Source organism: Stenotrophomonas sp. STEN046 (assembly GCF_056759755.1).
Map to the genome: position 1 here is coordinate 1 of NZ_JBRRDR010000076.1, position 10,218 is coordinate 10,218.

Consider the following 10,218-nt stretch of genomic DNA (forward strand, 5'->3'; position numbering starts at 1 on the left):
CGGACTGACGGAGTACATCCGGTACTACAACGAAGACCGTATCCGACTGAAACTAAAGGGCCTGAGCCCGGTAAAGTACCGGGAACAGGTCGCGCTGGCCGCCTGATCCCCAACTGTCCAACTTTAGGGGGTCACTTCATGGACGGGTTTACGGCGTCCCCCTCAACCGGACCCGCCCCGCCAACTCACGGATAGCCTGCTGTTGCTGTTGCTGCTGCTTCGGCAGGTGCAGGGCGCAGCCCTGCAAAGAAAAACCAACCCTCAGCCGTCGCCCTGGATGCCGCCGGGTGCCTGCGACGGGTCGCGCCAGCGACGCACCGTGCGTTGGAAAAACAGGTTGTTGGGCAGCTGCAGCACCGTGCCCTGGTGGCCGTCGCCGGTTTCCTGCAGCGTGGTGTAGATCAGGTTGACGTCGATCACCCGGCCCTTCAGGCCCGGCTTTTCGCCGTTTTCCAGTACTTCGATGTAGTCATGCAGGCGGAACGGCCGCGTGGTGAAGATCAGCAGTGTGCAGAAGATGTTGGAGAGCACGCTCCACGCAGCGAAGAAGGCCACCGCACCCACTGCGGCAAAGCCGGTGAAAGCCGTCCACAGCATCGAGGGCGACGCGCCGAGCAGGCTGAGGATGTACAGCACCGCGCTGAAATAGACCACGAAGCTGGTGATGCGGCGCGCGCCCATCACCATTTCCGGCGGCAGCGTGTAGTGGTCGGCGAAGCGGCGGATCAGGCGGCGGGCCAGCACCCGCAGCAGCCACGCGGCCAGCAGGGTGATCAGGATCTGCAACGCGACCCCGATGTCATGCAGCCACGGGTGGGTCCAGGCCGGCAGGTGATCTTTCAGCGACAACATCATGGGGCGACAACGTGTGACGGGAACGGGGCTTGATGTTACCCGGCGCGTGTCGGCGTTTCGACCGGTGCGACCCAGGCCAGGCAGACAACGACCTGGCGGTGCTGCTGCAGGCAGGCGCGACCGCTCTCGGCGCGCCAGTGCAGGGAGACGCCGAACGCCTGCAGCAGGGCGCAGGCTGCGATTGCCAGCAGCGCAGCGCAGGTGGGACTGGACATGGGGGGCTCCTGGCCGGTGCAGGCCTGCGGGGGACCTGCAATGGATGCAGCAGGCCGCAAAAAGGTTGCAACGGGAAACCGGGCAGGGCGCTCTAAACCTTTTTCCGGCAGCGTGCATCCAACGGATATGCTCGACACCACCATGCCACCGCCACCTGCTGCCACCGATGCTGTCGACGAACCGACCCTGGTGCGTGCGGCGGCCAATGGTGATACCGCAGCCTATGAACTGCTGTATCGCAGGCACGCGCCGCGGATGTTCGCTGTGCTGTGGCGTCTGTGTGGTGGCCAGCAGGCCCGCGCCGAAGATGCGCTGCAGGAGGCCTTCCTGCAGGCGTGGAAAGCACTGCCCGGCTTCCGTTTCGAAAGCAGCCTGTCCACCTGGCTGCACCGGTTGGGTGTCAACGCGGCGCTGATGGAACTGCGCGGACGTGCTGCCGGGCATGACCACGACAGCCTGGACGACGTGGAGGAAGGTGTGCAGGCGCTGGCCATCCATGACCGCTGCGCCGGCACCGAACGCGATCTGGAGCGTGCGTTGGCAACACTGCCCCCACGCGCCCGTGCAGTCCTGGTGCTGCACGATATTGAAGGCTGGAAACACCATGAAATCGCCGACCAGCTGAAGATGGCGGTCGGCAGTTCCAAAGCACAGCTGCATCGCGCGCGTGGCCTGCTGCGCGCGCGCCTGGGAGACATGACATGAGTACGCACGACCCCGATCACGACCTGCTGGCGCGCCTGCGCGCGCTGCCCAACGAACGCAGCGCGCCGTCCGATGGCTGGGCACGGCTTGCAGCGCAGTTGCCACCGCGCGAGGCGGGCACGTCGCCTGCGCCCGCTGGCAACGTGGTGGCGATGCCGCTGCAGCGCCGGCACCGCTGGTGGCTGCCGGTGGGTGCTGCGTTGGCGGCCAGCCTTGCCATCTACACGGTGACGCCGTGGCGGCATGCGTCCGATGCGCCGCCTGCGCCCAGTGGCCTGCAGCTGCAGGCCGCAGCGATGACCGAACAGTACCAGCAGGCCGTGGCGTCGCTGCCGGATGGCACCGCGCCGGAATGGCAGCCGGCCCTGCATGAACTGGATCGCAGCGCCGAGCAGATCCGTGCCGCGATGGCACAGGACCCGCGCGCGCCGCACCTGCTTGGACAGCTCAAGCGCACCTATGCGCTGCGGCTCGAACTGACCCGGCAGGCGGCGCAGGCCGCTGCCGGTCTGACAACCTGAGGAGACCCCCCATGCGAACCCTTCTTCCCCTCTGCGCCGGGTTGCTGCTGGTGCCTGCGCTGGCCCTGGCCGATACCCGTGTCGATGAACGTCACAACGTTGCGGCAGGGGGGCGCATTGAGCTGAGCAACATCGCCGGCAAGGTGACCGTGCGCGGCTGGGACCGCAACGATGTGCAGCTCACCGGCACGCTCAGCGACGGCCTGCAGCTGCGCCAGGAAAAAAGCGCCAACCGGGTGCGCTGGGAAGTGGAGTATCCACGACGCAGCCACAGCGGTGATGCCACGTTGACCCTCAACGTGCCGCGTTCGGTGGAACTGCTGTTGAGCACGGTCAGTGCCGACCAGGACATCAGTGGCATTGATGTGCGGCGCCTGCAGGCCGACACGGTCAGCGGTTCGCTCACTGCCGCCGGCCGCAGCGGCGACAGCGTGCTCAACACCGTCAGTGGCAACGTCAGCGCACGCCTGCAGACGCAACGGCTGGATGTGAACACGGTGAGTGGACGGATCGAGGCCGGTGGCGGGGTTTCCGGCGAGATCGGGGCGCAGACGGTATCGGGGCAGGTCGGCGTCGATGCGGGCCGCATCCACCGCCTGACCGTGGAAACGGTCTCCGGCGGTATCGATCTGTCGGCGGCAACGCTGGCGCCGGGGGGCCGCATCAACGTCGAATCGGTCAGTGCCTCGGTCAGCCTGCGCCTGCCACGCACGGTCTCAGCGCAGCTGTCGGTGAACAGCTTCAGCGGTTCGATCAACAGCGATGCGGGCACCGTGGAGCGCCCACGCCACGGGCCGGGCAGCCGGCTGGATGCCAGGTTGGGCAGTGGCGACGGTGATATCCGGGTGCAGTCGCACTCGGGCAGCGTGCGGGTGCGTCTGGACCGCTGAGCGCGGTCCGGCAGGCCGCGGCGGCAGCGCCGCCGCAGTCGGGGGTGGGTCAGCTGGCTTTCTTCAGCGCCCAGGTGGTACCGAGAACTTCAATCTTGCCACCACTCTTGCGGAATGCGGCCAGATCGGACGCAATCGAATCGCTGCTGACCGTGGTGCTGGCGGCCGCGCCCTTGCGTTCGCTGCGGATGCTGTTGGTAGCCTTCGCGGGGGTCTTTGCCTTGCGGGGCATGGTTGCTCCTGTCAGGTGGAAGGGGAGGAAAGCGACCAGGCTTCGGCCTGGTGCAGGTAATCCTGCCGCTCGCGGCGGCAGTCGTCGCCACCCATCGAAAACTGGCGGCAGATCGCCGGGCGCTGCGAATAGATCGTGCAGCGCAGGTGATAGGGATCGATCGCCGCGCACCAGCCCTCGTCATTGCGCGCCATCACGGCACGGCCGTGCCTGTCGCGCGAGGTATACTGGCCAGGCACGTCGTCGCCGGCCTGCAGCAGCACGGGCAACCGGCAACAGACCGCATCACAACGGCGGCAGTCGATGGGTGCAGGTGTTTCTTCAGGTTGTGCGGCCACGGGGGCCAGGCGGGTGCCCAAAGCGGGTCTCGATGGCGGCTCGGGTAATACGCGGACCATGAACGAGCCAGAAGGCATGGCCGCAAGGCCCGCTGGGCGGGCCAGGCCATACCCGGGTACACACACCGGGCTAGCCGGCGGAAGGTAGGGCCCTATCAAGCCTATCGAGGGTAGCAAACTCCGCGTAACGTTTTGTTAATCCTGGCTGGCTGCCGCCAGCGCCAGGCCCTGGACCACGCCCAGCGAGGGCTCGCCATGCACCATGCGGGCGCCCGGAAAGGCCTCGGCGGCTGCCTGGCGGAGGTAGCCGGCACGGGACATGCCGCCGGTCAGGAACACCGCGTCCGGGTCGCCACCGATATCGCTGCGGACCTGGGCCAGCAGTTCGCGGATCTGCTGCAGATAGGCATGGGCGGCGGCGGCCAGACCGTCCGCACTGCTGTCCACGTGCAGGTCACGTGCGATGTAGTCCAGCGTGCTGCGGTGCTCGTCGGCGCCGCTGAGGGCGATCTTGGCGCGCTCGACATCGCGGTACAGGCGGGCGGTGTTGCCGGTGTCCTGCAGCGCCTGCAGGCGGGCGCCCCAGGGAGCATCGACATGGTCGTAGTTGTGCTGGCGGAACTCGCGCTGGCGGGTCATGTCCTGCACGGTGGCCGCTTCCACGTAATGGTGGGTGGGGACGCGGGTGATGCCACGGCCGAACAGCGGCATGTAGCCGGACAGGCTCAGCGCCAGGTCGATATCGGTGCCGCCGCGGGCGATACCCCAGGCGCGATGGATGCGTGGCGCTGCGCTGCCGCCCACTTCGGCGTGGGCGATATCGGTGGTGCCACCACCGATGTCGACGATCACTGCCTGGTGCCGCTCGCTGCTCTCGGCGTGGTAATGCATGGCTGCAGCGGCCGGCTCCTCGAGGAAATCGACATGGTCGAAGCCGGCCTGGGTGGCTGCTTCGCGCAGGATGTCCAGTGCCTGGTCATTGCCGGCTTCACCAATGGAGCTGCGGAACTGCACCGGGCGGCCGAGTAGGGCGCTGCGCAGCGGCTGGCCGAGCTGGGCGCTGGCGGTCAGGCGGATGTGCTCGAGGATGTGCGCGGCGATGCCGGTGATGGTCTGCCGTGCGCGCGGGTGCAGGTTGTAGCCGAGCATGGATTTCGGGCTCTGCACGAGATTGCCTTCGTGTTCCTCGAAATAGGCTTCCAGCGCATCGTCGCCATAGACCGCGTTCTGCAGCAGGTCGCTGGCGCTGCGTGCTTGTCCGGCGCGGGCTTCCATCCATTCCCGGCGCAGCGCGCGCAGGGCTTCGCGGCGCAGCGCCTGCAGGGGGCGTTCCTGGCCGGCGGCGCGCGCGGCACGGGCAGCGCTGTCGATCATCTGCTGCAGCTGGTGTTCCTGCCCGGCGTCGAGCTGGAAATCATCCGGGTCGGGCACCACGCCGGGGAAATACACGCTGGTGCGGAACTGTTCGGCATCGCCGAAGCGGATCGGCAGCAGCTTCCCATCACGCACGATGGCGGCGGCGGAGTTGCTGGTACCGAAGTCGATGCCGAGGCGCATGGGGGGTCCGGGGACGATCAGGGGCCGCGCACTCTGCTGGAGTTCGCTGGCGACTGCAAGTTCCAGTGTCTGCCTGAACCGGGCCGGGCCAGGACCCGGCCCATGCGTTCACCGCGCAAATGGGAAAAAGAGCCGGGCGGTTACAATGGCAGCTGTTGATTCATTTTGAGGTACTTGCGATGTCTTCTGCTCCCGCCTGCCCGCAGTGCACCCTGGAAAACACCTATGCCGATGGTGCGCTGTGGATCTGCGCCGATTGCGGTTTCGAGTGGACTGCCGAAGAAGGCGCCGGCGCGACGCTGGTCGTGCGTGACAGCAACGGCAACACCCTGCAGACCGGCGACACCGTGACCGTCATCAAGGATCTGAAGGTCAAGGGGTCCTCGATTCCGCTCAAGCAGGGCACCGTGATCCGCAACATCCGCCTGGTCGAAGACGATGCCGAGCACATCGAAGGCAACTCGGACAAGATCAAGGGGCTGGTGCTGAAGACCTGCTTCCTCAAGAAGGCCTGATCGCCATTCAGCGCTTGGCCTGCTGCGCCCGCCAGCGTGCCAGGCTGTCCAGCTTGGCCTGGTAGCGGGCCTGCTGCAGCGAACCTCCCAGTTCCTGTGCACGCAGCAGTTCGCGGTCGGCACGCTGCAGGCGACCGCTGAGGAAATACACCCGTGCCAGGCCGAAGTGGAACTGGTGCGCGGTGTCGTACAGGCGGACCGCCCGCCGGTAATAGGTGATCGCCTTTTCCAGATCGCCGGCGCGTTCGGCCTGGGCGCCTTCCATGTACTGGGCGAACGGATCCTCGCGCTGTGCCGACTGCAGCCGCCGCTGCATCGATTGCGCCTGCGCGGTCATGCCAAGCCTGCGATACAACGCGCTGGCGTTGTTGAGGGCCGCGCTCTGCCGTCCATCCAGGCGCAACGCGGTGTCCAGTGCGCGCCGGGCGCCGGCATCGTCACCCAGGCGGCTCTCGAGCACCCCCAGATTGTTCCATGTCGAAGCAAAGGCCGGGTCCTGTGCCAGCGCCGCGTCGAAGAACGCGCGGGCGCCGGTCAGGTCGCCATCGGCCAGGCGCTCGGCACCGCGATTGTTGTAGTAGTGCGCCAGTGCGCGCTCGCGGCCGATCGGCTGTGGGCCATGGCGGTCATACAGCACGTTGCGGTCCAGATCGACCGTGCCGTAACGGCCGCCCACATCCACGCCAGCATTGACGTGGCCGACGTTGTAGACAACGCCCTGGTCCTGGTCCTGGTACCACGACACCACCTGGCCGACTTCCTGCACCCGTGCCTGGATGCCCGCTTCGCGGGCGAGGGTGACAAACAGCAGGGTGAAGGCAAGGCAGTTGGCGCGGTGGTGCTGCCAGATCTCGCTCACCGTATAGGTGGCATCGGCGTCGTACTGCAGGTCCAGGCCGTGCTGGCTGAAGATCATCTCCACCAGCGCCTGCAGTCGCTGGTCACGCGAGTAGCTGCGGCTGATCACCTGCTTCTGCAGCATCTCGCGCATCGCCGGCGGAATGGCGAAGACCTGTTCCGGCGTGGGCACGCTGGCGGCGGTCACCTTCACCGTGGGGATGGTGGCGATGCCAGGTGCGTGGAGCGGCGCGTCCTGCGCAGATACAACTGGCGCGGTGAGCGCGGCCAGCGACAGCAGAAAGCATCGGGCGGCAAGACGGCGCATGACGGTTCCCAGCGGCGGCGGGCGCTCCCGCCTGCAGCCAGTGTAGACCTGCGTGTGGCGTCCCGCATCTCCCCCGCAGCGGTGCCGGGTTCATCCACAACCGGTGTGGACCAGCACTCGGCAAACCTGTGGACAACCTGGTGCGGGCCTTGCCGGGCGCAGGGTGTGAGCGGTTGGTGAAAAAACAACCAGCTTGCCCGCCGCCGCCGGGGGCGGGATCATCGGCGCATGGACTTCGCCCCGCTGACCCTTGATCCCGCGCATCTGCAGGCCTTGCAGGACACCTACGCGACGCCGCCGCGTGCCTATCACCACTTCGGCCACGTGCGCGCCGTGCTGCAGCACTGCCAGCAGGTGGCTGAAGGGCCTGGCTGGCAACAGCCGGGCGAGGTGTATCTGGCGGCGCTGTATCACGATGCGATCTACCAGGCCGGGCGCAAGGACAACGAGGCACGCTCGGCGGCACTGGCGGTGCAGGCCATCGCGCAGTGGCCGGAACTGGCGTCGGTGGATGCGGCCCGGGTCGAGCAGTTGATCCTGTTGACCGCCCGCCATGGCGAACTGGGCCCTGACGATGTCGATGCCGAGGCTGCGTTGTTCCTGGATTGCGACATGGCGATCCTGGCAGCGCCGGAAGCGGTGTTTTCCGCCTATGACCGTGGCGTGGCCGAGGAGTACAAGGGCGTGGTGCCGGGCTTCCTGTACCGGGCCGGCCGCCGCCGCTTCCTGCAGGGGCTGCTGCGTGCGCCGCGGATCTTCCTCAGCGGGTTCTTCCACCAGCGCCTGGACGCGGCCGCGCGCGACAACCTGCGTCGGCAACTGGGTGGCTGAGCACGCCGCTACACTAGCGGCCTGCAACCGCGTGGTGCTGTTCCTGCCGTGACCGTTCCCGATCCCGTTTCCGATCCCCGTCCCGTGCCGCCGGAAGAGCCCGGCCCCAACGAGTGCTGCGGCAGCGGCTGCCCGTTGTGTGTGCTCGACCTGTATGCCGAGGAGCTGCAGCGCTACCGCAAGGCGCTGGCCGAATGGCAGCAGCGGCACCCGGACGTCGCGCCGTGACGCGTGCCCGGCCGGCAGCAACGCTGGCGATGGTCGCCCTGCTGTTGTTCGTGGCCACCGCGCTGTGGACGCAGTTCGCGCGCGCCGACCTGGATTGGGTGAGGGCAACGCTGAGCCTGTACCTGCACGGTCCCTGGGGGTTGGCGCTGCGCAGCGCATACTGCCTGCTGGCCCTGGCCATCGGCGTGCTGGGCATCGCGCTGTACCGGCACAGCGTGGGACCGCGCCGCAGCGCGGCGGCGCCGTTGTTGTTCTGCGTGTCGGCCGTCGGCCTGGCCACCGTCGCCATTGGTGACAGCTGGCTGCCCGAGGCGGCGCCATTGCTGGCCCCGCTGATCCATGGCCTGGCGGCCAATACCGCTTTCCTGTGTGCCAGCGTCGGCATGCTGCTGCAGGCCTGGTACCTGCTGCGCGAGCCGGGTTGGCGTCGTAGCGCCGGGCTGCTGTGGGGCTGGGCATGGCTGGCCTTCGTACTGCTGTGGCTGCACGTGCTGTGGCGTGGCGGTCCTCCGCGTGGGCTGGGCCAGAAGCTGGTGATCGCAGTAATCGTCGGCTGGCTGCTGTGGCTGGCGCTGGGCCTGTACCGGCGCGGGCGCACCGCCACCCCGCGCTGAGCGTCAGCGGCTGAATCGACCGCGTTGCAGGTGACCGACCGCCTGCACCGGTACGTGCCGTGCACGCAGCGGCGGCGTATCGTGTGCGCATTCCAACGGGATCCGAAACGATGCGTGCAGGGCTGTGCAGGGCGATGGGACTGGTGTTGGCGCTGGCGGCGTTGCCGGCTTCGGCGGCGGTGCAGCAGGTCAGCCACGGACGCTTCGAGCAGGTACCGGTGCACGTGCCGGCTGGCGCGCCGCAACGGGTCGTGATCTGGTTCCATGACGGCGCAGGTGCCGATGCGGGGCGCACGCCCATCGAAGCGCTGCGCGCCGATGGTGCGCTGGTCGCGTCGGTGGACGTTGCACACCTGCGTGGGGTGCTCAAGCGCGAGGGCAACAGCAGCTGTGCGTTCGGTGCGGGCGATGTCGAGAATTTCTCGCGCTGGGTGCAGGCCTTCCTGCACCTGCCCGGCTACCACCTGCCGCTGGTGGGGGGCAGTGGTGAAGGTGCCGAACTGGCCTATGCGCTGGCTGCACAGGCCGACACCCAGGTATTTGCCGGCCTGTTGACCACCGGATTCTGCCCGTCCGATGCACGCGAGCGCATGGTCTGCGGCGATGGTGTGAAGCGCGACCGGCTGCAACCCAGCGAACTGAATTTTCCGTGGTTGAACGCGGCCGGTGCAGCAGGCTGTGCGGCCGGCAGTGCCGGTCCGTTCGTACAGCAGGTGGCGATGGCGCGCGAGTTCAAGCGCACCGGGGCCGGCGATGCGACACCGGGACTGGTGGCTGCGGCACGGGTGATCGGCGCGCAGGCCGGCATTGCGCTGGCACCGCCGCCGGATGCATTGAAGGGCCTGCCGGTAGTGGAAGTGCCGGCGCAGGGCAGCGGTGACACGCTGGCGGTATTCGTTTCCGGCGATGGCGGCTGGGCCGGTCTGGACAAGGACGTGGCCGGCGCGCTGGCCGAGCATGGCGTGGCCGTGGTCGGCATCGATTCGCTGCGCTACTTCTGGAGCGAACGCACGCCGCAGGGGTTTGCCGCCGATCTGCAGAAGATCATCGGCCACTACCGCCAGCAATGGCAGCGCGACAAGGTGATGTTGATCGGCTTCTCGCAGGGCGCCGACGTGTTGCCGGCCACCATCAACCAGCTGGACGCAGGCTCGCGCGCAGCACTGGCGCGCATCGTGCTGCTGTCGGTGGGCCGCAAGGCCGACTTCGAATTCCATGTCAGCAACTGGCTGGGCGGCGGTGGCGGTGGCCTGCCGATCGCACCGGAAGTGGCGAAGCTGCCGGCGGCGAAGACGCTGTGCGTGTACGGCGACAAGGACGACGACGCGCTGTGTCCGGATCTTCCCGGCAACGATGGCGTGCAGAAGGTGAAGCTGCCCGGCGACCATCATTTCGGCGGCGATTACGATCGCCTGGCCGAGGTGATTCTCAAGGGCGGTGCGTAAGCTGCAGCGATCCGCCCGGCCAGGCCCCGCGCGAACCTACACGGCCGGGCACTTCCCCGCGGTGACTGCCGGGGCCGTTACGCCGCGGGGGCCCCGCGCTTCCCCG

Annotated in this window: 15 protein-coding genes; 9 read left to right on the top strand and 6 right to left on the bottom strand. The window is 67.9% G+C overall.

The features are described from left to right. On the top strand, window positions 1-106 hold a 106-nt coding region (locus ACVOLJ_RS20525), incomplete at its 5' end, for an IS3 family transposase (RefSeq protein WP_144435795.1). A 155-nt stretch (window positions 107-261) separates the two neighbouring features. Here ACVOLJ_RS20525 and ACVOLJ_RS20530 read toward each other — a convergent pair. Together ACVOLJ_RS20530 and ACVOLJ_RS20535 are read right to left on the bottom strand one after the other, a co-directional pair. Continuing rightward, window positions 262-855 carry a mechanosensitive ion channel family protein gene (locus ACVOLJ_RS20530; protein ID WP_475280463.1) on the bottom strand — a complete coding sequence of 198 codons (594 nt, stop codon included), beginning with the start codon at window positions 853-855 and terminating at the stop codon, window positions 262-264. 35 nt (window positions 856-890) lie between these two features. Then, window positions 891-1,070 carry a hypothetical protein gene (locus tag ACVOLJ_RS20535; protein ID WP_481564966.1) on the bottom strand — a complete coding sequence of 60 codons (180 nt, stop codon included), beginning with the start codon at window positions 1,068-1,070 and terminating at the stop codon, window positions 891-893. A gap of 127 nt (window positions 1,071-1,197) precedes the next feature. Here ACVOLJ_RS20535 and ACVOLJ_RS20540 point away from each other — a divergent pair, with 127 nt between their 5' ends. From ACVOLJ_RS20540 to ACVOLJ_RS20550, 3 genes are read left to right on the top strand one after another with little or no spacing between them, the layout of a single operon-like run. Beyond that, entirely contained in the window at window positions 1,198-1,776 is a 579-nt protein-coding gene (locus tag ACVOLJ_RS20540) for an RNA polymerase sigma factor (RefSeq protein ID WP_475280461.1), read from the top strand. Beyond that, window positions 1,773-2,297, top strand: coding sequence for a hypothetical protein (locus ACVOLJ_RS20545; RefSeq protein ID WP_475280460.1), 525 nt, complete (start codon window positions 1,773-1,775; stop codon window positions 2,295-2,297). Before ACVOLJ_RS20540 ends, ACVOLJ_RS20545 begins: the two co-directional genes overlap by 4 nt. A gap of 11 nt (window positions 2,298-2,308) precedes the next feature. Beyond that, a complete protein-coding gene (locus ACVOLJ_RS20550) occupies window positions 2,309-3,187 on the top strand; it encodes a DUF4097 family beta strand repeat-containing protein (RefSeq protein ID WP_475280459.1) in 879 nt (292 codons plus the stop codon). A gap of 49 nt (window positions 3,188-3,236) precedes the next feature. Here the strand turns inward: ACVOLJ_RS20550 and ACVOLJ_RS20555 are convergent, their stop codons facing one another. From ACVOLJ_RS20555 to ACVOLJ_RS20565, 3 genes are all read right to left on the bottom strand, one after another. Then, window positions 3,237-3,419, bottom strand: coding sequence for a hypothetical protein (locus ACVOLJ_RS20555; RefSeq protein WP_079222716.1), 183 nt, complete (start codon window positions 3,417-3,419; stop codon window positions 3,237-3,239). Between the two features lie 11 nt (window positions 3,420-3,430). Further along, window positions 3,431-3,724 carry a YkgJ family cysteine cluster protein gene (locus ACVOLJ_RS20560; protein WP_475280480.1) on the bottom strand — a complete coding sequence of 98 codons (294 nt, stop codon included), beginning with the start codon at window positions 3,722-3,724 and terminating at the stop codon, window positions 3,431-3,433. Window positions 3,725-3,952: 228 nt separating this feature from the next. Then, window positions 3,953-5,314 carry an Hsp70 family protein gene (locus ACVOLJ_RS20565; RefSeq protein WP_475280458.1) on the bottom strand — a complete coding sequence of 454 codons (1,362 nt, stop codon included), beginning with the start codon at window positions 5,312-5,314 and terminating at the stop codon, window positions 3,953-3,955. Window positions 5,315-5,493: 179 nt separating this feature from the next. Between ACVOLJ_RS20565 and ACVOLJ_RS20570 the strand changes: the two genes are divergently transcribed. Further along, window positions 5,494-5,829, top strand: a complete 336-nt coding sequence (locus ACVOLJ_RS20570; RefSeq protein ID WP_481564968.1) for a zinc ribbon domain-containing protein YjdM — start codon at window positions 5,494-5,496, stop codon at window positions 5,827-5,829. A 7-nt stretch (window positions 5,830-5,836) separates the two neighbouring features. Here ACVOLJ_RS20570 and ACVOLJ_RS20575 read toward each other — a convergent pair whose 3' ends face one another. Further along, a complete protein-coding gene (locus ACVOLJ_RS20575) occupies window positions 5,837-6,994 on the bottom strand; it encodes a tetratricopeptide repeat protein (RefSeq protein WP_475280456.1) in 1,158 nt (385 codons plus the stop codon). Window positions 6,995-7,222: 228 nt separating this feature from the next. Here ACVOLJ_RS20575 and ACVOLJ_RS20580 point away from each other — a divergent pair, with 228 nt between their 5' ends. From ACVOLJ_RS20580 to ACVOLJ_RS20595, 4 genes are all read left to right on the top strand, one after another. Continuing rightward, window positions 7,223-7,825, top strand: a complete 603-nt coding sequence (locus tag ACVOLJ_RS20580; protein ID WP_481564969.1) for an HD domain-containing protein — start codon at window positions 7,223-7,225, stop codon at window positions 7,823-7,825. Between the two features lie 48 nt (window positions 7,826-7,873). Continuing rightward, window positions 7,874-8,053, top strand: a complete 180-nt coding sequence (locus ACVOLJ_RS20585) for an oxidoreductase-like domain-containing protein (protein ID WP_481564970.1) — start codon at window positions 7,874-7,876, stop codon at window positions 8,051-8,053. Further along, window positions 8,050-8,667 carry a DUF998 domain-containing protein gene (locus ACVOLJ_RS20590; protein ID WP_481564971.1) on the top strand — a complete coding sequence of 206 codons (618 nt, stop codon included), beginning with the start codon at window positions 8,050-8,052 and terminating at the stop codon, window positions 8,665-8,667. The genes ACVOLJ_RS20585 and ACVOLJ_RS20590 overlap by 4 nt, the downstream gene beginning before the upstream one ends. 110 nt (window positions 8,668-8,777) lie before the next feature. Then, a complete protein-coding gene (locus ACVOLJ_RS20595; RefSeq protein WP_481564972.1) occupies window positions 8,778-10,112 on the top strand; it encodes a virulence factor family protein in 1,335 nt (444 codons plus the stop codon). Window positions 10,113-10,218: the final 106 nt, after the last annotated feature.